The organism is Duganella lactea, assembly GCF_009857505.1.
Taxonomy (GTDB): domain Bacteria; phylum Pseudomonadota; class Gammaproteobacteria; order Burkholderiales; family Burkholderiaceae_D; genus Rugamonas; species Rugamonas lactea.
In genome coordinates, this window is the sequence record NZ_WWCP01000021.1 from 1 (window position 1) to 18154 (window position 18154).

The window sequence follows — 18154 nt, forward strand, 5'->3', positions numbered from 1 at the left end:
CGCCCAGCTTCGTCAGCTTGGCTTCGCGCTCCTGCGCAGCAAAAAGGTTGGGTTTCATCATGGCAGAGTCGTCAAGGTTGATGCGCTGACATCATGCCACGGCCGGGCCGGTTTTTCGAGGCCCCCTCTTGTAGAAAATGCTGTGCGCTACACGCCAGCACCTGGCATCGTCATTGTCAGTTGTGGACGGCAAGATGGCCGTAGTTTCCTGCGCGTTGCCGATTCAGGCCCTGGCATCCCGCAGGAAATGCAGGAACGTGTCTTCGAGCGCTTTTTCCGCTTGGCCAGTGCTTCACAGCCAGGTAGCGGGCTGGGACTGTCGATCGTTGCCCGTATTGCGGATCGCCATCGCGCACAAATCCAACTAGGCCAAGGCATTGGTGGGCGAGGACTATCCGTTACCCTGACCTTGCCATGAACAATAGTCACCTGTGCAGGGACTCTATTGCAATGGACCTACTTTGCACTATCTGGGCGAGCTGCCGCGTCAACGCGTGCCCTTGCGTAGCTATTAGGTCACCTCATCCTACGCGATGTAGGTTCCCTGGCGTTCTTTGCGCGCCGCGTTTTTAACCGCGTCTTCATCGTCAAGCGCATGTGCTGGTGCCATTGGCGTTTCGACGCCATTGCGCAATTGCGTAATCCATCCATTAGGAAATAGAAACCAACTCGCGACGGCCCATCCATCCTCTTTATCCAATATGGATAGAATTTCCGAGATAATCCCGCGAGGGCGATGCGCCTCGTCAAATTGAAATGCGGCGAGGAGCTGATTCCCAGATTGATCGACAGCGAAAATTTTTCGCTCACTCATCGATCCTTTTTCTGTCGACGAAATAGCCGCGATTCTAAATGCAGGCAGGCAGGAGGAACGTAATATGATCCAATTCGCGTTTGGAACTGGGCTCCGCATATGCGAGTACATACACGCAAAATGGGTATGGTACTTGCCGGGAGAGAAAAGGATCGCCGTCTCTGGGAACGACGTCGAGGGCGTGGAACAGAAGAAAGGAAAAACCTCGAAGAGCAATCGGAAAGTGGACCTGCGATTTATAGCGCACGATGCACTTCAAAATCAACGGGATTACACTTCCGATGACCTAATTTTCCTGGATGCCCGTTACAACAAGCGATGGACGGGTGACAAGGCCATTAGGGTACGATGGAAGCGGATTTTGAAGGTTGCTGGTGTGAGGTATCGAAACCCCTACCAAACACGCCATACATTCGCTAGCAATCTTCTGATGTTAGGAGCAAATCCACTGTATGTAGCATCCCAGCTTGGGCATGAGAACACAGCGATGATCGAAAGGCACTACAGCAGGAGGATTACGGGTGGACTTGATGGGAATAAGCGAACACAGCTTTTAGCGCTATATTCCAAAATTGATCCAAAACACCGAAATGAATTTCCGATATTTTTGCTAAGTGATTGATATCACTAGAAGAATTCTGGTGGGAAGTGCAAGTTTCGAACTTGCGACCCCTGCAGTGTGAATGCAGTGCTCTACCCCTGAGCTAACCTCCCGTTGAGTGCGAGCATTATAGAGCCCGCCGGCCAAAAGCGCAAGGGCCGATTATGCCGCTTCCGCCGGCGCCGGCGGATTCAGTGACGCGGTCCAGATGCACTGGCCCTTCACCGCCTTGTCCAGCCCGGCCAACGTCTCGGCGTGCGCCGTCAATTCCGCCTCCGTGGCCGGCAGGAAGATGATGTCCGCCATGGCGACCGGCTCCAGCGTCGCGCTCAAGTCGACCTTTTCCTCTTCGACATCCATGCCCAGACTGTTCTGACCACGGGTCATGGCCAGGTAGACGTCGGCCAGCAGCTCGGCATCCAGCAGCGCGCCGTGCAGCTTGCGGTGCGAGTTGGAGATGCCGTAGCGGTCGCACAGCGCGTCCAGCGAGTTGCGCTTGCCCGGATGCAGTTCCTTGGCCTGCACCAGCGTGTCGATCACGCCGCCGATATGGTCGCTGAAGTCCGGCAGGTTCAGCAGCTTGAATTCGTGATTCAAAAAACCCAGATCGAACGGCGCGTTATGAATAATCACTTCGGCGCCCTGAATGTACTCGCGCAGCTGATCGACGATCTCGCGGAACTTCGGCTTATCGCTCAGAAACTCGGTGGTCAGGCCGTGGACGTTCAGCGCGCCCTCTTCCGATTCGCGCTCCGGATTGATGTAGAAATGCAGATTATTCCCCGTCAGCATGCGGTTGTGCAGCTCGACGCAGCCGATTTCCAGGATGCGGTTGCCCAGCTTGGGGTTGATACCGGTAGTTTCAGTATCGAGTACGATTTGGCGCATAGTAGTCCGAAATTAGTTGCAGAGCGCAGTATATCAGCGGCCGCGCGCCACTTCCACGCCACGGTTGGCCAGCAGGTCGGCGCGTTCATTGCCCGGATGGCCGTTGTGGCCGCGCACCCAGCGCCATTCGACGGTATGCATTTGCTGCGCCGCGTCGAGCGCCTTCCACAGGTCTTCGTTCTTGACCGGTTCCTTGGTCGAGGTTTTCCAGCCGCGCGCCTTCCAGCCGTGGATCCATTCGCTGATACCCTTCTGCACGTACTGGCTGTCGGTGTGCAGCACCACCGTGCACGGCCGTTTCAACGCGGTCAGCGCTTCGATCACCGCCTGCAATTCCATGCGGTTATTGGTGGTGTCGCGGGCGCCGCCGAAGATTTCCTTCTCGGCCGTGCCGGCCACCAGCAACGCGCCCCACCCGCCCAGGCCCGGATTGCCCTTGCATGCGCCGTCGGTAAAAATTTCAACCTTATCTTCCATCCTGCTGTTCCCGTCGTTTATTTGTGACCGGCACGCCGACTGCGGCGGCGGCCGTTTTCCTGGTCCATGCCGGACCGATCAAGCGCATGCCTTTGACGCGCTTGACGGCTTGTATGATGTAGACGCCGCCCAAGTACGGCCACCAGCGTGAGCCGGCATTATCCATGAAGGCGTAGCGGTTGAGCCATTTTTCTGTGCGGCAGGCCGGCGCGTAGCAGCCGAAGTGGCTCTGGCTGGCGCTCATGTTCAACAATTTTAACCAGTCTTTCATGCGCGGCATGGATATCAGTTCCTCGGTGCGCGGCAGGAAGAAGGTGCCGCCGACGCGCCGCAGCACATGCCGCGCGCCCCACAGGCTGGCCGGGTTGAAGCCGCAGATGATGACCTGCCCTTCCGGAATCAGCACGCGCTCGACCTCGCGCAGCACCTGGTGTGGATCGGGTGAAAACTCCAGCACATGCGGCAGCACCACCAGGTCGATGCTTTGCGAGGCGAACGGCAATTCGGTGTAGTCGAGCGTGATGTCGACCGTGCGCAGCGGTGGCTGCACCGGGCGCGCCTTGCGGTCGGCCAGCAGCTTGTAGGGCATGCGGCTGGCGGCCAGCGCGTCGATTTGCGGCATGCCGATCTGCACCGCGTTGAAGCCGAAAATGTCCGCTGTTAAATTATCGAGACAGCGTTGTTCCCACGCGCGCATGTACACGCCGGCCGGCGTTTGCAGCCAGCCTTCCAGCGCTATAATGGACTTCTCCGCTCCCGCCTTATCCATGCTTAGCCTTTTGCAATCCAATGACCATATCTTCTACTCACGCTCTCAGTATTCTTACGGTTCCTGCATTCCGCGACAATTACCTGTGGTTGATCCATGATGGCGTACACGCCGCGGTGGTCGACCCCGGCGACGCCAAACCGATACTGGCGGCCTTGAAAGCAAACGGACTCAAGCTCACCGCCATTCTACTCACCCATCACCACGCTGACCATATCGGCGGCGTTCCTGAATTATTACAGCATTATCAGGTTCCCGTTTTCGGTCCGCGCAACGAGACGATAGCCGCGGTCACTTTACCGGTCGGCGAAGGCAAGACCATCGAGGTGCCGGGTCTGGCGCTCAAACTGAATGTGCTGGATGTGCCTGGCCACACCATGGGCCATATCGCCTATGCGCGCGCGGCGTCCGGCGATGAGCCGGCCTGGCTGTTCTGCGGCGACACGCTGTTTGCCGGCGGTTGCGGCCGTCTGTTTGAAGGCACGCCGGCGCAGATGATCAGCTCACTGGGCAAGCTGGCGGCGCTGCCGGATGATACGCTGGTGTACTGCGCGCACGAGTACACGCTGTCCAACCTGCGCTTCGCGCGCGTGGTCGAGCCGGACAATGTGGCCTTGCAGCAGCGGGTGAAGGTGGAGACGGACAAGCGCGAACGCGATGAGCCGACCGTGCCGAGCACCATTGGCATCGAGAAGGCGACCAATCCCTTCCTGCGCTATCGCGAGCCGGCGATTGCGGAGCAACTGGTGAAGGCCGGACGTCTCGATCGCATCGATACGCCGCTGGCCACCTTCACCGCGCTGCGTTTGTGGAAGAACGACTTTTAACGGCCGTTCTGGCCGCACCGGCGGCATGCTCCGCCGGCGCGAGCGACATCAGATTTCCTCGTACAGCGGCAGCGTCAGGAATTCCTCGAACGCTTCCGAGGTCGACATCTGCTCGAAGATCTGCGCCGCGCGCGGATAGGTCGGACCGTCGCCACCCGGCGCTGCGGCCTGCACCTTGGCCAGCTCTTCCGGAATCATCGCCCGCACCATCTCGGCCGTGACCTTGCGGCCATCGTCCAGCACGCCCTTGTCCGACCGTATCCATTGCCACACTTGCGAACGGCTGATCTCTGCCGTGGCCGCGTCCTCCATCAGATTATGAATCGGCACGCAGCCATTGCCGGTCAGCCAGGCGCCCAGATAGTGGATGCCGACGTTGATGTTGTAGCGCAGGCCGGCTTCGGTGATCGGCGCCTCCGGCTTGAAGTCCAGCAGTTGCTCGGCGTTGACCTCCACATCCAGGCGCTGCTTGTCGATCTGATTTGGTTTGTCGCCCAGCACTTTCTTGAACTCGGTCATGGCCAGCTCCACCAGACCAGGGTGCGCCACCCAGCCGCCGTCGTAGCCGTCGGTCGCGTCGCGCGCCTTGTCGTTGCGCACGCCGGCCATGGCGATGTCGTTCTTCTCCGGATCGTTCTTGATCGGGATCAGCGCGGCCATGCCGCCGATGGCCGGTGCGTTGCGCTTGTGGCAGGTGCGCAGCAGCAGCAAGGCATAGGCGCGCATGAACGGCGCGGTCATCGTCACCTTGGCGCGGTCGGCCAGGCAGAAGTCCTTGTCCAGCTTGAATTTCTTGATGCACGAGAAGATATAGTCCCAGCGGCCGGCGTTCAGGCCGGCGCTGTGTTCGCGCAGTTCGTACAGAATCTCGTCCATCTCGAACGCCGCCAGCACGGTCTCGATCAGCACGGTGGCCTTGATGGTGCCCTGTGGCAGGCCCAGTGCATTTTGCGTCATCACGAAAATATCGTTCCACAGGCGCGCTTCCAGGTGCGATTCCATTTTGGGCAGATAGAAGTATGGACCAGCGCCGCGCGCCAGCTGCTCCTTGGCGTTGTGAACCATGAACAGTGCGAAGTCGAAGATGCCGCCCGAGATGCGCTTGCCGTCGACCAAAACGTGCTTCTCATCCAGATGCCAGCCGCGCGGCCGCACCACCAGCGTGGCGACCTTGTCGTTGAGCTTGTAGGACTTGCCGTTCTGCTCCAGCGCAATGGTGCCGCGCACCGCGTCCTTCATATTGATCTGGCCGGTGATCTGGTTGTGCCAGTTCGGCGTGTTGGAGTCCTCGAAGTCGGTCATATAGCTGTCCGCGCCGGAGTTCAGCGCGTTGATGACCATCTTGCGCTCGACCGGGCCGGTGATTTCCACGCGGCGGCATTCCAGCGCCTTCGGAATCGGCGCGATCTTCCAGTCACCGCTGCGGATGTGCGCGGTCTGCGGCAGGAAGTCCGGACGCTCGCCGGCATCCAGGCGCTTGGCGCGCTCAACGCGCACGGCCAGCAGCTCCTGGCGGCGCGCCTCGAATTCACGGCTCAGCTTGGCGACCAGCGCCAGCGCGTCCGGGGTGAGGATGTCTTCGTAACCGGCTTGGATCTCGCCGGTAATTTCCATGCCTGGCGGCAGCGTGATGGTCGTCATGAGGTAGTCTCCGTGGAAAAAGATTAACGAATCGGTCTAATTATATGCTTGTTGCATTGCGGTGTTTTTATAAAGTATATTCACTCGATAGTTATGCAAACAAGACTAAAAATCACTTCATCTATGTGTTTTAGTAAAAAGTGACGGAGACAGGACGGTATGGGGCAATTCAGACAGATTTCCACCTTTGTCGAGGTGGTCGCCAGAGGCAGCTTGTCGGCCGCCGCCCGCGCCGAGGGTATCGCGCCGGCGATGATCGGCCGCCGCCTCGATGCGCTGGAGGCAAGGTTGGGCGTCAAGCTACTGCAACGCACCACGCGCAAGCTGGCGCTGACCGACGAGGGCGCCGCCTTCCTCGAAGACTGCCAGCGCATCCTGGCCGAACTGGAGGAGGCGGAATCGGCGGTGTCGGAGCGTAGCGCCCATGCCACAGGCCATCTGATGATCTCGGCGCCGGCCGGTTTCGGCCGCCAGCACGTCGCCCCGCTGCTGCCCTCGTTCCTGAGCGAGCACCGCGACGTCAGCGCCACGCTGAACATGAGCGATCGGGTGGTGGACATCGTCGGCGAAGGCATCGATGTGGCGATCCGCATCGCCAGCCTGGCGGATTCGAACCTGGTCAGCGTCAAGCTGGCCGACAACGAACGGGTGGTGGTGGGCGCGCCGGCCTATCTGAAACGCCACGGCGAGCCGAAAACACTGGCCGAGCTGGGCAAGCATAACTGCCTGGCGATCAGCAGCGAAGGCAGCCAGCGCGGCTGGACCTTCCGCGAGGACGGCAAGAACGTGGTGCTGAAGGTGAACGGCAACATGGCCAGCAACGACGGCCAGGTGCTGCACGAGTGGGCATTGGCCGGCAAAGGCCTGGCGTGGCGGTCGATGTGGGAAGTGGGCAGCGCGATCGAGGCGGGCCGGCTGCAAACCGTGCTAGACGGCTACGCGGCGCCAGGCAACGACATTTACGCGGTCTTCGCGCAGCGCCGCCATTTGCCATTGCGGATACGGGCGTTCGTGGATTTCCTGCGGCACAGCTACGCGCAGCCGGACTATTGGCGCAAGGCCAGGTGAACAGGCAAAAAAAAATCCTCGGGTACCGAGGATTTCTTGATCGTTAGATCCAGCGTATTACAGAGGCTGAATGTTCGAAGCTTGCTTGCCTTTAGGGCCGGCGGTTACTTCGAAAGAAACGCGTTGGTTCTCTTGCAGCGACTTGAAGCCAGCCGACTGAATCGCCGAGAAGTGAGCGAACAGATCTTCGCCGCCTTCGTCAGGGGTGATAAAGCCGAAACCCTTCGAGTCATTGAACCATTTTACGATACCAGTTGCCATTACAATTCCTATTTCAGTTAATTTGGGCTTGCGCCCGTGATATCGTTTTTGAGGCAAGAAATACAAACCGTACTACTCTTGAATCTAAACGATGCCGCATTATACCCATTTACGAGAGAAAAGCACGTTTTCACGAAAATAAATGCAGAACGTCGCATTTTTTGGTAGAAACATCTCGCGTGGGCCCGTGAATCTCACTATAGACAAGCGAATCATCAGTGGTTTGAGATAGATCAAGCGCACGCTCAATCGTATTGCGCCGCCTTCGCGTCGCGCAGCGCCCACGCCAGCAGTTTTTCCACCTCCGGCACCACCGGCGGCCAGCCGCTGTCGGTGGCCAGCACGGCCCGCACCATCTGTTCGACGCGGCGCGCTTCCTGGCCAAACACGGTAAAGCCGAACGTGCCCGCCGAGCCGGCAACACCATGCAACACCTCATGCAACTGGTGCAGCGCCGCGTGCGACGGCTGCGCGCCGTCGGCCTTGCAGGCGTCCAGCGCGGCGCGGATTTTATCCAGGGTGGCCGGCACCGTGGCGGCGAACTTGTCGTTCAGGGCCGCCAGGCGGGCGCGAAAATCGGGATCGACGGGGGTGGCCATGATTATTTGGTTCCAAAGATGCGGTCGCCGGCGTCGCCCAGGCCAGGCACGATGTACGCGTGGTCGTTCAGGTGCGAGTCCAGCGCCGCGCAGTAAAGCTTGACGTCCGGATGGGCTTTCTGGAATACCGCCACACCCTCGGGCGCGGCCACCAGCGCCAGGAAGATGATCTGGTCGTCGGTGACGCCACGTTTTTTCAGCACGTCGACCGCGTGCACCGCCGAATTGCCGGTCGCCACCATCGGGTCGCACAGGATGAAGGTGCGCTCGACGGTGTCTGGCAGCCGCACCAGGTATTCCACCGGTTGATGGGTTTCCGGATCGCGGAACACGCCGATATGGCCGACGCGGGCCGATGGCACCAGGTCCAGCAGGCCATCGCTCATGCCGATGCCGGCGCGCAGAATCGGCACGATGGCCAGCTTGCGACCGGCGATGACCGGCGCGTCGATGGTCATCAGCGGGGTTTCAATGGTGCGGGTGGTCAACGGCAGGTCGCGGGTGATCTCGTAGCCCATCAGCAAGGTGATTTCCTTGAGCAGATCGCGGAAGGTACGGGTCGACGTGTCCTTGGCGCGCATGTGGCTCAGCTTGTGCTGGATCAGCGGATGATCGGTAATGAACAGCTTGGGAAAACGCGGGTCTTGTTTCATTGGTGGCTCGGCTTCAAATAGTTAGCGCATTATACTAGTCCGGCCGCTTATTCGACCAACGCCCGGGCCAGGATGGCATCACACGCCACGCCCGACGGCAGGCGGCCGTAGGCGCCGCCCGGCTCACGCTTCAGGCGCGAGGCAATGAAGGCCGACGACACATAATCCGGCGCGTGCCGCAACAGCAGCGCCGCCTGCACCGCCAGCACCACCCGCTCGGCGCGCACGCGGGCGCCGAACGGGTCCGGCTGCTGCTGTTGCGCCAGGTCGGCCAGCAGCGTGCTGCGGTAGGCGACGAAGAAAGTGTCACTGTTGCCGGCTTGCGCCAGCTCTTCCGCCAGCGCGTCCAGCGCGTCCGGCGACTTGCTCAGCGCCCGCAGCAGGTCCAGGCACATCACATTACCCGATCCTTCCCAGATAGAATTGACCGGCAGTTCGCGGTACAGCCGCGCCAGCGGACTTTCCTCGACGTAGCCGTTGCCACCAATCACCTCCATCGCCTCGGCGCCGAAGCCGGGGCCGCGCTTGCAGATCCAGTATTTGCCGGCCGGCGTCAGCACCCTCGCCAGCATGGCTTGCGCCGGATCGGACGACGCATCGAAACAGCGCGCCAGCCGCATCGCAAACGCGGTGGCGGCCTCGGACTCCAGCGCCAGGTCGGCCAGCACGTTCTGCATCAGCGGCTGCCCGGCCAGCGGGCGACCGAACGCGACGCGGTGGCGCGCATGATGCAGCGCCTGCGTCAGCGACGCGCGCATCGCGCCGGCGCTGCCGAGCACGCAGTCCAGCCGCGTGTGGCTGCCCATCTCCAGTATCGTGGGAATGCCACGCCCAGGATTGCCGATCAGCCAGCCATAGGCGCCGGTGAACTCCACTTCCGACGAGGCATTCGAGCGATTGCCGACCTTGTCCTTCAGCCGCTGCACGCGGATCGCGTTGCGTTCGCCATTCGGCAAGTAACGCGGCAGGAAGAAACACGACAAGCCGGCGTCGCCGGTCTGCGCCAGAATCAGGTGGGCATCGCTTTGCGGCGCGGAAAAGAACCACTTGTGCCCGACAATGCGGAACACGTCCTCGCCCTCCTCGCCGAACAAGGCGCGCGCCTCGGATGGCGGCACCGGCGCGGCGCGGGTGGTATTGCCGCGCACATCGGAACCGCCCTGCTTCTCGGTCATGCCCATGCCGATCAGCGCGCCGTGCTTCTGGTCGATCGGCAGCGAGCGCGGGTCATATTGGGTGGACAGTATTTTTGGCAGCCACTTCATCGCCAGGTGCGGCGACTGTTTCAAAGCCGGCACCGACGCATACGTCATCGTCACCGGGCACTGCGAACCGTTCTCGACCTGGCCGAACAGCAGATAGCGGGCCGCCCGCGCCACCTGCGCGCCGGCGCCGCCCTGCCATGGCGAGGCATGCGTGCCGTGGCCGATCAGCAGCGCCATCAGGCTATGCCAGGCGGGATGGAATTCGACCTCGTCGATGCGCCGCCCCTGGCGGTCGAAACAATGCAGTTGGGGACCGTGGAGATTGGCCAGCCGCGCCAGCTCCAGCGTTTCCGCGCGGCCCAATGCGGCGCCCAGCGCGTGCAGCGACGCGGCGGCATCACCCGCGCCCTCGCGCGCCAGCGCTTCCCGCAAGGCCGGATCGGCCGCAAACAGGTTGATGTTCTCAAACGGCGCAACCGTATTGTGCACTTCATGCGTATCGAAAGACTGCATTTTGTCTCCGTTCAAATCGCTGTGAGGTGTTTTCCTGAACAATGACCAGACTAGCATACCTCGCACAGAAAACAGGAGCCAACATGAACGACGCCTACATTTATGAGGTCCTGCGCACGCCGCGCGGCCTGGGCCGCCACGACGGCGCGCTGCACAGCGTCAAGCCGGTCTCGCTGGTCACCGGCCTGATGCGTGAACTGCAACAACACCACCAGCTCGACACCGCGTTGATCGACGACGTGCTACTCGGCTGCATGACGCCGGTTGGCGACCAGGGCGCCAATCTGGCGCGCATCGCCGTGCTGGCCGCCGGCTGGGACGGCAAGGCGGCCGGCATGCAGCTCAACCGCTTCGGCGCCTCCGGGCTGGAGGCGGTCAATCTGGCCGCCCACAAAGTGCGCTCCGGCTGGCAAGACCTGATCCTGGCCGGCGGCGTCGAGTCCATGTCGCGTGTGCCGGCCGGCAAAGATGGCGGCGCCTGGTCGCTGGACCCGGCCACCCGTCTCCACACCGGTTATGTGCCGCCCGTCACCAGCGCCGACCTGGTCGCCACGCTGGAAGGCCATCATCGCGAGCAACTCGACGCGTGGGCGCTGCGCTCGCAGCACCTGGCGGCAGCGGCGCAAGAGGCAGCCCGCCTGCACTGCCTGGTGGCGGTACGTGACCAGAACGGCGTGCTGATCCTGGCCACCGACCAAGGCCCCAGGCCCACCAGCAGGGAGGCGCTGGCGTCGCAAACGCCGCTGGCCGACACCCTGTTCGACCCGGTGGCGCTGCGCCGTCATCCGCAATTGCCGCGCATCGCCCACCCGCACACCGCCGGCAACACGGCGCGCCCGGCGGACGGTGCTGCGCTGGCGCTGGTGGGCAGCAAGGCGGCCGGCGCCCGCCTTGGCGTCGAGCCGCGCGCGCGCATTCTGGCCGGCGCCGTCATCGGCGGCGAACCGGCGGCGGCGGCGCGCCGGGCGCTGAAGATCGCCGGCCTGTCGGTCAATGAGATCGACCTGTTCGAAGTCAACGAATGTCACGCCGTCGTGGTGCTGCGCTTCCTGCGCGAAATGGGCATCCACGCCGACAAGGTCAACGTCAACGGCGGCGCCATCGCTTACGGCGATCCGCTGGGCGCCGGCGGCTGCATGCTGCTCGGCACGCTGCTGGACGAACTGGAGCTGCGCCGCGCGCGACGCGGCCTGGTCGCCGTCAGCGCCGGCGCCGGCGCCGGCGCCGGCATGGGCCTCGCCAGCGTCATCGAGCGGCTATGAACATGATCACCACCCACCAAAACGGCGTCGCCATCACCGTGCTGCTGGCGACGCGCGCGATCAACCCGCTAAGCCGCCTGTTCCAGCGCGAACTGGCGGCGCTGCTGGACAAGCTGGAACTGCGGCGCGACAAGCTGAGCGCCGCCATCATCGGCTTCGACGCCGAACCCAACGCCACCCGCCATGAACAGCAACACCTGATGGCGCTGACACCGGCCCAGGCCGCCGACTGCATGCACATGCTGGCCGCCTACAATGCGCTACTGCAGCGCATCGAACACCTCGGCCTGCCGGTGGTCGCCACGCTTGGCGGCGATATCAGTGGCCACGCGTTCGGCCTGGCACTAGCCTGCCATCACCGCTTCAGTCTGCGCGACGCCCGCTTCAGCCTGCCGCAAGTGCGGCAGGGGCTGACGCCGGTGGCCGGCGAGATCGCGCGCACCGTCCGCCTCGCCGGGCTGCAGACGGCGGCGCCGTTGTTGCTCGACGGCGCGGTGCTCCGCGCGGCGCAAGCGCTGCAAGCTGGCCTGGTGCATGCGCTGGCCGACGACGAAGCGGAACTGGTCAAGCTGGCCAATGCCGCCGGCCAATGCCGCCAGCGCCCGCCGCCCGCCGCACCAGCGCTGACGCCGGCTGCGCTGCGCGCGCTGTTGCGCGAACGGCTGGCCGACAGCACGCCGGCAGCCGAAGCCATCCTGTGCGCAATGGTCGAAGGCGCACAGGTCGACTTCGACAGTGCGCTGCTGATTGAAAGCCGCTATTTTTGTCAAACCGCCATCAATCTGGCGCCAAAGAAAGCCAGTGCCCTGCTATAGAAAGCGCTTTTTAGAGCCATCTCAACAGAATTCCAGAAAAGACGTTGAAATGTTGCCTTTTTTCATGCATTTTGACTGGCAAGGATGATACATTGCGTTCTGGTTTAGCAAGAAGGTGTGCAAGATTCAAGCCATCACCCAGTAATATGCATAATTTGAAAGAAACGATTCTCGCGATGCCAACCAGCGGACTGCCCCAGCAGCGTCAGGAATTGGACCACCTCATGGAAGAGGCTGGCGATGTCGTATTCCGCCTGAATCAACAAGGCCAGTTGCTGTTTGCCAGTCAGCGTGCCAGCGCCCGCCTGGGCGGCGGCACACCGCTGACCGGCCAGACGCTGGGCAAGCTGATCGCCGACGCCGACCAGGCCCAGTGGCCGCCGGCGCTGGCGGCGGTGCTCGACACGCGCGCCCCGCGCCTGCTGCAAGTGCGCCTCAAAACCCCCGACATCGAAATCTGGCACGAGCTGCGCGTGTCCTGCTACAACAACGCCGACGGCGCGCCGGAACTGCTGGTGGTCGGGCGCGACATGACGGCGCAGCACGCCACCGAGGAACGCCTGCGCCACATGGCCACGCACGACGCACTGACCGAACTGCCCAACCGCCTGCTGCTGTCCGACCGCATGCGCATGGTGATCGCCAACGCCCGCCGCTCCGGCATCGGCTTCGCGGTCGCCACCATCGGCATCGACGGTTTCAAAAAGGTCAACGACGGCCTCGGCCATCCGATCGGCGACGCCATGCTGCGCATGGCCGCCCAGCGCCTGCGCAAAACCCTGCGCGACAGCGACACACTGGCCCGCGTCGGCGGCGACGAGTTTGTCGCCGTGCTGCCAGGCACCATCAGCGAAGCGCAGATCAAGCTGGTCACCGGCCGCCTGATCGCCACCTTGCAGTCGCCGTTCGACATCGAGGGCCACACGATTTACATGGGCGCCTCGGTCGGCGTCGCGGTCTACCCGGAGCACGCAGAGGACGAGGTCCGCCTGCTGGCACTGGCCGACGCCGCCATGTCGCGCGCCAAGGAAACCGGCAAGGCGCGCGCCGTCATCCACAGCCCCAGCCACATCGGCCCGCCGCAGCACGACATCTCGCTCGAAGCGGCGATGTTCCAAGCGGTGCGCGAAGGCGAGTTCCTGCTGTATTACCAGCCGATCGTCGATGCCCGCACGCGCGCCATCCAGGGCTTTGAAACACTGATGCGCTGGAAACATCCGACACTGGGCATGGTGCCGCCGGCACGCTTCATCCCGATCGCCGAGACCAATGGCCTGATCAATCTGCTGGGCGCCTGGGCCTTGAAAGCCGCCTGCGTGCAACTGAAGCAGTTTGAGGACGTCGCCAGGCGCAATCTCTACATCTCGGTCAATATCAGCCCCCGGCAATTCCGCAACGACAAATTTTTAGAGGTGCTGGATGACGCGCTGGCGTTCTCCAGCATGCGTGGCGAGCAATTGGTGCTGGAAATCACGGAAGGCACGCTGATGATCGACCCGGTGCACGCCGAGTCCATCCTGTCCAAAATGGCCGAGCGCAAGGCGCGCATCGCCATTGACGACTTCGGCACCGGCTACTCCTCGCTCGCCTACCTGAAGCGCTTCCCGATCTCGGTACTGAAGATCGACCGCACCTTCATCCGCGACCTGCCCGCCGCGCAGAAGGACGGCGCCATTTGCAACGCCGTGCTCGATCTGGCCAAACACCTCGACCTGTCGGTGGTGGCGGAAGGCGTCGAAACCGAGGAGCAACTGCACTACCTTGCTGCGCGCGGCTGCCAGTACATCCAGGGCTACCTGACCGGCAAACCGATGGCCGCCACCGTCGCGCTGGCGGCGCTCGAGGACAGCATCCACGCCAACGTGGTGCCGGCCGAACTGCGGCAGGTGCATCCATGATCCTCAGCTACAAAGCCGCCACGCCGCTGGGCAACAAAACCCTGAGCGAGCTGGGCGACTGCACACGTCGCTGCGGCGACATGCCCGGCTTCGCCAAGGCCATCACCGCCATTCTGGGCGCCATGCGCGGCGAGGACGAGCAGGAATTCAACATCACCCGCACGGTGTTGTCCGATCCGGTGCTGACCCAGAAAGTGCTGCGGCTGGCCAACAGCGGCATGTACTCGGCCTTCGGCCAGCGGGTGAACACGGTGTCGAAGGCGGTGCTGGTGCTGGGCACCGAAGCCATCGGCCACCTGGCGCTGGGCCTGAAGCTGATCGAGGAATTGGCGGCCAGCTCCACCGACACCAGCATCGCCCACATCGAAATGGAAAAAGCCGTGCTGGCTGGCATCGTCGCGCGGCAGATCGCCTACACCGCCGACAGCCGTCACGGCGAGGAAGCCGTGGTATGCGCGATGCTGCACACGCTCGGCCGCATGATGCTGACCTTCTACATGCCGGACCGCTGGCACGCGCTGGAGCGCCTGGCCCAGCAGACCCAGCGCACGGTGGAGGACGCCGCGCCGGAATTGCTGGGCCTGAGCCTGGAAGAAATCGGCCACGCCGCCGCGCTGCACTGGGGCCTGCCGCAAGCGCTGCTGAACGGCATGCGCACGCTGGCGCCGGCGGAACCGGGCGCCGAGATCCCGCCGGCCGACTGGGTGGCCGGCCTGTCCACGTTGGCCGCGCGCTGTGCCGAATTTCTGTGGCACGACGATCCCGGCGCCGCCGAAAAGGTCCAACATCTGACCGACAGCTACGCCGCCATGCTGGGCGTGGACGCGCCGGCCCTGGTGCATGCCATCGAACAGGCCAAGGCGATCGCGGTCAACGATTTGACCATCGCACCGCTGTCGCGCCCGGCCGAACGGCGGGCCAAGGCGCTGGCCAAGACGCGCCAGCGCGCCGCCGGCAACAAGATCCTGCTCAGCGGCCTGGCCGACATGCGCGACCTGCTCGACAGCGCCAGCCCCGGCCAAATGGTGCAGATCGCCCTGGAGACCATCTACCAGGGGCTGGAGTTCTCGCGCGCGGTGGCATTCGTGCGCAACCGCAAGGACAACCAGTACGCCGCCAAGATCTGCTTTGGCGAAGGCACACCCGAGCTGTTGCCGGCGATGGTGTTCAGCGACCGCTACGAGGCGAACGTCTTCCACGCCGCGCTCACCAGCGACCGCGTGATCTTCATCGAGAACGCGCGCGACGCCAAGTTCGCCGCCAAGCTGCCGCAGTGGTGGCGCGGTTCGCTGGCCGAGGCGCGCAGCTTCGTCATCCTGCCGCTGTCGGCCAACGGCCAGCCGGCCGGCTTCCTGTACGGCGACTGGGACGACTCCTTCCCGCCGATCTCGCTGAGCCAGAACGAGTTCTCGCTGCTCAACGACATGCGCGCCATGGTGGTGCGCGCCGTCGAGCGCCGCCACGGCGTGGTGGCGTGACGGCGGAAGCCGTTACACGCTAGCGCCCGTCGTTCCGCTGCCAGCGGAACGACAGCGTCGCCGCCATGGCCGACAGCGCACACAGCGCCGCCGCCACGTAATAGACCGACTCGGCACCCGCCCGCTCCCACCATTGCGCCAGGAACAGCCCACCCAGCGAGCCGCCGGCGCCGTAGGAAATACTCATGTACAAGGCCTGGCCGCGCGCCTGCAACGGCCCGGAGAACCAGCGCTGCAGCGACATCACCGACGCTGAATGGTGCAGCGCGAAGGTGGCGGCGTGCATCAGCTGCGCCGCGATCAGCAGCCCCAGCATGTGCGAGCCAGCGCCGATCATCAGGAAGCGCAGCACGGCGACGCCCAGCGCCAGATACATCAGGCGCCGCGCGCCCCAGCGCTTGAACAGCGGCGCCTGGTGGTAGAACAGCATCACCTCGGCGACCACGCCCAGCGACCACATGGCGCCGATCACGGTCTTGCTGTAGCCGTTGCGCTCCAGATACAGCGAATAAAAGGTGTACAGCGCGGTGTGCGCCGCCACCATCAGCGCGGTGGACAGGAAGAAGGCCATCACCTCGCGCCGGCGCAGCAGCGACAGCAACGGTGGCGGCGGCGTGCGGTGGGTGCGGCGCGGCACGTCGCGCAGGCGGAACGCTGCGGCGATGGTCGCCACCAGCAGGCCGGCCGCCACCCACGGCAGCGTGACGATGCCGTAATGCTCCAGCGCCAGCGAGGCCAGCGTCACCGACACGATGAAGCCGATCGAGCCCCACATGCGGATGCGGCCGTAATAAGTCAGGTCGCCCTTCATCTCCGACAGCATCAGCGCCTCGCAGATCGGCGCCTGGCCGCTGGTGAACAGGTTGAGGATCACCATGGCCAGCATGAAGTGACCGAAGCTGTTACCGAAGAAGAAGCCCGAGAAGCCCGCCAGCGCGGCGAAGCCGGCTAGCCGCAGCACCAGCACGCGGCGGTCGTAGTGGTCGGCGGCGTAGCCCCACAGATTCGGGCCGACGATGCGCAACACCTGGATCATCGACATCAGCACGCCGATCTGCGCCACCGTCATGCCCTTGTTGGCAAAGAACAGCGTCGCGTAGGTCGACCAGGTGCCCGCGTGGGCGTAATAACAGAAGAGGAATAAGGCGAAGCCGAACGCCTGTGCCGGCACCGCTTAGCGGGCGATGTCCGGCGTCGCCACGCGCACGTCGCCGCATTGCGCGCGGTGCATCAGCGCGTGATCGATCAGCACCAACGCCAGCATCGCCTCGGCGATCGGCGTGGCGCGGATGCCGACGCAGGGATCGTGACGGCCGAAGGTTTCCACCATCACCGGATTGCCATCCTTGTCGATCGACGGGCGCGGCGTGCGGATCGACGAGGTCGGCTTGATGGCGATCGACACCGTGATGTCCTGGCCGGTCGACAGGCCGCCCAGCACGCCGCCGGCGTTGTTGCCGACAAAGCCTTGCGGCGTCAGCGGATCGCCGTGCTCGCTACCCTTCTGCACCACCGACTGGAAGCCGGCGCCGATCTCCACACCCTTGACGGCGTTGATGCCCATCATGGCGTAGGCGATGTCAGCGTCGAGCTTGTCGTAGATCGGCTGACCCAGCCCGACCGGGATGTTCTGGGCGATCACGTCGATGCGCGCGCCGATCGAGTCGCCGGCCTTGCGCAGCTCGTCCATATAAGCTTCCATGCGTTCGATGACGGCGGCGTCGCCGGTGGCGGCAAAGAACGGATTGTCCGGCACATGGCGCCAGTCCTGGAAAGGCACGGCGATCTCGCCGAGCTGGCTCATGCAGCCCTTGAACACGGTGCCATATTGCTGGTGCAGCCACTTCTTGGCGATGGCGGCGGCGCCGACCACCGGCGCCGTCAGCCGTGCCGACGAGCGGCCGCCGCCGCGCGGATCGCGCACGCCATACTTGTGCCAGTAGGTGTAATCCGCGTGGCCGGGACGGAAGGTGTCGGCGATGTTGCCGTAATCCTTGCTGCGCTGGTCTTCGTTGCGGATCAGCAAAGCGATCGGCGTGCCGGTGGTGACGCCCTGATACACGCCCGACAGAATCTCCACGGTATCGGACTCCTGACGCTGCGTAACGTGGCGCGAAGTACCCGGCTTGCGGCGATCCAGTTCCGGCTGGATGTCGGCCTCAGACAACGGCAAGCCCGGTGGGCAGCCATCGATCACACAACCGATCGCGGGACCGTGCGACTCACCAAAAGTGCTTACTGAGAACAATTTGCCAAAAGTATTGCCGGACATAGGAAAAGAATCTTCGGAAAAAAGGGGAAAGTTCCACATTCTACCAGTCAGCGCCCGGTGGCGGCATAGCCGCACAATAATTTCCACATTGCAAGCTTATATTGGTAATATAT

At 63.4% G+C, this 18154-nt stretch carries 19 protein-coding genes and 1 tRNA gene; 8 read left to right on the plus strand and 12 right to left on the minus strand.

Going from position 1 to position 18154, the window contains the following annotated elements:
* On the plus strand, window positions 1–418 hold a 418-nt coding region (locus GTP44_RS16600), incomplete at its 5' end, for a sensor histidine kinase (RefSeq protein WP_161020324.1).
* A 108-nt stretch (window positions 419–526) separates the two neighbouring features.
* Here GTP44_RS16600 and GTP44_RS16605 read toward each other — a convergent pair.
* Complete coding sequence (locus tag GTP44_RS16605; RefSeq protein WP_161020325.1) at window positions 527–814, minus strand: hypothetical protein; 288 nt, start codon at window positions 812–814, stop codon at window positions 527–529.
* Window positions 815–836: 22 nt separating this feature from the next.
* On the opposite strand from GTP44_RS16605, the gene GTP44_RS16610 reads away from it, so the two are divergent.
* A complete protein-coding gene (locus tag GTP44_RS16610) occupies window positions 837–1436 on the plus strand; it encodes a site-specific integrase (RefSeq protein ID WP_371867243.1) in 600 nt (199 codons plus the stop codon).
* A 17-nt stretch (window positions 1437–1453) separates the two neighbouring features.
* Here the strand turns inward: GTP44_RS16610 and GTP44_RS16615 are convergent.
* The 4 genes from GTP44_RS16615 to GTP44_RS16630 all read right to left on the minus strand — a co-directional run bounded on the left by GTP44_RS16615 (window position 1454) and on the right by GTP44_RS16630 (window position 3549).
* A tRNA-Val gene (locus GTP44_RS16615) sits at window positions 1454–1528 on the minus strand.
* Window positions 1529–1577: 49 nt separating this feature from the next.
* On the minus strand, window positions 1578–2303 hold the full coding sequence (dnaQ, locus tag GTP44_RS16620) for a DNA polymerase III subunit epsilon (RefSeq protein WP_161020326.1): 726 nt from the start codon (window positions 2301–2303) through the stop codon (window positions 1578–1580).
* Between the two features lie 33 nt (window positions 2304–2336).
* A complete protein-coding gene (gene rnhA, locus GTP44_RS16625; RefSeq protein WP_161020327.1) occupies window positions 2337–2780 on the minus strand; it encodes a ribonuclease HI in 444 nt (147 codons plus the stop codon).
* Window positions 2770–3549: a class I SAM-dependent methyltransferase gene (locus GTP44_RS16630; protein ID WP_160992092.1), complete on the minus strand. Its 780-nt coding sequence runs from the start codon at window positions 3547–3549 to the stop codon at window positions 2770–2772. The genes rnhA and GTP44_RS16630 overlap by 11 nt, the downstream gene beginning before the upstream one ends.
* A gap of 20 nt (window positions 3550–3569) precedes the next feature.
* On the opposite strand from GTP44_RS16630, the gene gloB reads away from it, so the two are divergent.
* A complete protein-coding gene (gene gloB, locus GTP44_RS16635) occupies window positions 3570–4376 on the plus strand; it encodes a hydroxyacylglutathione hydrolase (RefSeq protein WP_161020328.1) in 807 nt (268 codons plus the stop codon).
* Window positions 4377–4424: 48 nt separating this feature from the next.
* Here gloB and aceB read toward each other — a convergent pair whose 3' ends face one another.
* Window positions 4425–6017 carry a malate synthase A gene (aceB, locus tag GTP44_RS16640; RefSeq protein ID WP_161020329.1) on the minus strand — a complete coding sequence of 531 codons (1593 nt, stop codon included), beginning with the start codon at window positions 6015–6017 and terminating at the stop codon, window positions 4425–4427.
* Window positions 6018–6176: 159 nt separating this feature from the next.
* Here aceB and GTP44_RS16645 point away from each other — a divergent pair, with 159 nt between their 5' ends.
* Window positions 6177–7085 (plus strand): LysR family transcriptional regulator, encoded by a 909-nt coding sequence (locus GTP44_RS16645; protein WP_161020330.1) that lies wholly within the window; start codon window positions 6177–6179, stop codon window positions 7083–7085.
* Window positions 7086–7142: 57 nt separating this feature from the next.
* Here the strand turns inward: GTP44_RS16645 and GTP44_RS16650 are convergent, their stop codons facing one another.
* From GTP44_RS16650 to GTP44_RS16665, 4 genes are all read right to left on the minus strand, one after another.
* On the minus strand, window positions 7143–7346 hold the full coding sequence (locus tag GTP44_RS16650; protein ID WP_008448165.1) for a cold-shock protein: 204 nt from the start codon (window positions 7344–7346) through the stop codon (window positions 7143–7145).
* 245 nt (window positions 7347–7591) lie between these two features.
* On the minus strand, window positions 7592–7945 hold the full coding sequence (locus tag GTP44_RS16655; RefSeq protein ID WP_161020331.1) for an Hpt domain-containing protein: 354 nt from the start codon (window positions 7943–7945) through the stop codon (window positions 7592–7594).
* Window positions 7946–7947: 2 nt separating this feature from the next.
* Entirely contained in the window at window positions 7948–8598 is a 651-nt protein-coding gene (upp, locus tag GTP44_RS16660; RefSeq protein ID WP_160992087.1) for a uracil phosphoribosyltransferase, read from the minus strand.
* A gap of 47 nt (window positions 8599–8645) precedes the next feature.
* On the minus strand, window positions 8646–10316 hold the full coding sequence (locus GTP44_RS16665; RefSeq protein ID WP_161020332.1) for an isovaleryl-CoA dehydrogenase: 1671 nt from the start codon (window positions 10314–10316) through the stop codon (window positions 8646–8648).
* Between the two features lie 83 nt (window positions 10317–10399).
* On the opposite strand from GTP44_RS16665, the gene GTP44_RS16670 reads away from it, so the two are divergent.
* The 4 genes from GTP44_RS16670 (at window position 10400) to GTP44_RS16685 (ending at window position 15769) form a co-directional block, all read left to right on the plus strand.
* Window positions 10400–11578 (plus strand): acetyl-CoA C-acyltransferase, encoded by a 1179-nt coding sequence (locus GTP44_RS16670; protein ID WP_161020333.1) that lies wholly within the window; start codon window positions 10400–10402, stop codon window positions 11576–11578.
* Between the two features lie 2 nt (window positions 11579–11580).
* Entirely contained in the window at window positions 11581–12393 is an 813-nt protein-coding gene (locus tag GTP44_RS16675) for an enoyl-CoA hydratase/isomerase family protein (RefSeq protein WP_160992098.1), read from the plus strand.
* Between the two features lie 176 nt (window positions 12394–12569).
* Window positions 12570–14291: a putative bifunctional diguanylate cyclase/phosphodiesterase gene (locus tag GTP44_RS16680; RefSeq protein ID WP_229256952.1), complete on the plus strand. Its 1722-nt coding sequence runs from the start codon at window positions 12570–12572 to the stop codon at window positions 14289–14291.
* Window positions 14288–15769, plus strand: a complete 1482-nt coding sequence (locus GTP44_RS16685; RefSeq protein ID WP_161020334.1) for an HDOD domain-containing protein — start codon at window positions 14288–14290, stop codon at window positions 15767–15769. Before GTP44_RS16680 ends, GTP44_RS16685 begins: the two co-directional genes overlap by 4 nt.
* A gap of 19 nt (window positions 15770–15788) precedes the next feature.
* Here the strand turns inward: GTP44_RS16685 and GTP44_RS16690 are convergent, their stop codons facing one another.
* Window positions 15789–16940 carry an MFS transporter gene (locus GTP44_RS16690; protein WP_161020335.1) on the minus strand — a complete coding sequence of 384 codons (1152 nt, stop codon included), beginning with the start codon at window positions 16938–16940 and terminating at the stop codon, window positions 15789–15791.
* 3 nt (window positions 16941–16943) lie between these two features.
* Window positions 16944–18041 carry a chorismate synthase gene (gene aroC / locus GTP44_RS16695; protein WP_160992082.1) on the minus strand — a complete coding sequence of 366 codons (1098 nt, stop codon included), beginning with the start codon at window positions 18039–18041 and terminating at the stop codon, window positions 16944–16946.
* Between the last annotated feature and the right edge of the window lie 113 nt (window positions 18042–18154).

Bases quoted from the DNA above. Each gene is read 5' to 3' on its own strand.
- GTP44_RS16605 (WP_161020325.1), bottom strand. From the start codon at position 814: ATGAGTGAGCGAAAAATTTTCGCTGTCGATCAATCTGGGAATCAGCTC.
- dnaQ (WP_161020326.1), bottom strand. From the start codon at position 2,303: ATGCGCCAAATCGTACTCGATACTGAAACTACCGGTATCAACCCCAAG.
- rnhA (WP_161020327.1), bottom strand. From the start codon at position 2,780: ATGGAAGATAAGGTTGAAATTTTTACCGACGGCGCATGCAAGGGCAAT.
- GTP44_RS16630 (WP_160992092.1), bottom strand. From the start codon at position 3,549: ATGGATAAGGCGGGAGCGGAGAAGTCCATTATAGCGCTGGAAGGCTGG.
- gloB (WP_161020328.1), top strand. From the start codon at position 3,570: ATGACCATATCTTCTACTCACGCTCTCAGTATTCTTACGGTTCCTGCA.
- aceB (WP_161020329.1), bottom strand. From the start codon at position 6,017: ATGACGACCATCACGCTGCCGCCAGGCATGGAAATTACCGGCGAGATC.
- GTP44_RS16645 (WP_161020330.1), top strand. From the start codon at position 6,177: ATGGGGCAATTCAGACAGATTTCCACCTTTGTCGAGGTGGTCGCCAGA.
- GTP44_RS16650 (WP_008448165.1), bottom strand. From the start codon at position 7,346: ATGGCAACTGGTATCGTAAAATGGTTCAATGACTCGAAGGGTTTCGGC.
- GTP44_RS16655 (WP_161020331.1), bottom strand. From the start codon at position 7,945: ATGGCCACCCCCGTCGATCCCGATTTTCGCGCCCGCCTGGCGGCCCTG.
- upp (WP_160992087.1), bottom strand. From the start codon at position 8,598: ATGAAACAAGACCCGCGTTTTCCCAAGCTGTTCATTACCGATCATCCG.
- GTP44_RS16665 (WP_161020332.1), bottom strand. From the start codon at position 10,316: ATGCAGTCTTTCGATACGCATGAAGTGCACAATACGGTTGCGCCGTTT.
- GTP44_RS16670 (WP_161020333.1), top strand. From the start codon at position 10,400: ATGAACGACGCCTACATTTATGAGGTCCTGCGCACGCCGCGCGGCCTG.
- GTP44_RS16675 (WP_160992098.1), top strand. From the start codon at position 11,581: ATGATCACCACCCACCAAAACGGCGTCGCCATCACCGTGCTGCTGGCG.
- GTP44_RS16680 (WP_229256952.1), top strand. From the start codon at position 12,570: ATGCCAACCAGCGGACTGCCCCAGCAGCGTCAGGAATTGGACCACCTC.
- GTP44_RS16685 (WP_161020334.1), top strand. From the start codon at position 14,288: ATGATCCTCAGCTACAAAGCCGCCACGCCGCTGGGCAACAAAACCCTG.
- aroC (WP_160992082.1), bottom strand. From the start codon at position 18,041: ATGTCCGGCAATACTTTTGGCAAATTGTTCTCAGTAAGCACTTTTGGT.